This is a genomic window from Methylosinus sp. R-45379, assembly GCF_001644125.1.
GTDB lineage: Bacteria > Pseudomonadota > Alphaproteobacteria > Rhizobiales > Beijerinckiaceae > Methylosinus.
The window spans coordinates 1-1,150 of record NZ_LUUM01000160.1 but is presented as its reverse complement, the minus strand read 5'-3'; the positions used below and the strand labels follow the sequence as shown (position 1 = coordinate 1,150).

Genomic DNA, 1,150 nt, shown 5'->3' with positions numbered 1-1,150 from the left:
GCGCTGCGATGACCGTGTCTGTCGTCGCGATAATCAGCACGCCGGGCTGGGCGGGCTCGATATAGAGGCCGGCCGAGGAAAAGGCTGCTCTTTCTTGCGCCGCGTCGAGTATCGCGCGGAGGGCGTGGAGATATTTCGCGGAGAAGCGTGCGCTGATTTTCGGGAGGTCTTTCACTGTGCTTTCTCCTCGCTTTGATCGCAATCGGGGTTCGCGCGCCAGATTCGGAATGGCGCATCGGCCGCGATATCGTCGAAGCGTTCCGACATTAGAGCGCGTAGCTCTGGCGCTCTCGCGCGAAGCGCATCGCGAGAAAGGTCGGAAAGATCGATGTTTCGCGCGATGATGGTCGCGGCGATAACCGCATCCCCTGTGTATTCGAAATATCCGAACGACATGCCGAGCGGCAAAAATGTGAGCGTTGCGCAAAACCAAGCTTTGGATTCGCTGCTCGCCCAGCGCTCGTCGATCGCGAAATCGCCCTTCACCCAGCCCCAGAGCGCGAACCGCCCATCCTTCTTCGCTGCGGAAAAAAACGAAAGCACCCAACCTTTGCCGATATCGAAAGCGTCATCTGGCGCTGGGCCTGCATCAGGGTTGGTGACAAGCGACATTTCATCCGGCGAAACCGGCCGATGAAACGGCGGCTCGGAAATCAGCGGCAAGGGCCGCTGTTCTAGCGGAGTGGTCTGGCTCACGCGTCGGCCCAATCGATGCCGGAGTAGAAAACCACTTTGCGCATGGCGAGGCTCGTCTCTGTGTCCGGCGTGATGCCGAGCAGACCGAGGGTCGCGTCGAGCGATGCGGTGTCGGGAAGCTTGAAATTCGGATCCGCGTCCTTGCCGAATTTTCTGAGGCCGGTGCGGAAATCGCCGCGGCCGACGGTCATCACCGCCTTCGAGCGGCGGAACATTTTGATAAGGAAATCCGCGAGTATCGGCATGTCCTGCTCGCCGCGGATGATGCGGTTCACATCGTCGGCCCAGCTCGGCGGCGCCGCGATCTGCTCGGCTTCGGCCGCGAAGCTTCGCGTCTCCGCGCCGGTCTCCTCCAGCGGAGCGAGCAGTCGCTCGGGAAGCCAGAACTTCTCGCGCGCGGTGCGGGCGGCGCGGGGCGCGAGCGCCTGCTTTTTCCACTTGCCGCATTCGGCGG

General features: G+C 62.2%; 2 protein-coding genes. Both read right to left on the bottom strand.

Annotation, left to right across the window (positions count from 1 at the left end; all coding sequences use genetic code 11):
- Window positions 1–171: 171 nt before the first annotated feature.
- Complete coding sequence (locus A1351_RS07775; RefSeq protein WP_157096180.1) at window positions 172–696, bottom strand: hypothetical protein; 525 nt, start codon at window positions 694–696, stop codon at window positions 172–174.
- On the bottom strand, window positions 693–1,150 hold a 458-nt coding region (locus A1351_RS25250), incomplete at its 5' end, for a hypothetical protein (RefSeq protein ID WP_198162272.1). The genes A1351_RS07775 and A1351_RS25250, both read right to left, overlap by 4 nt.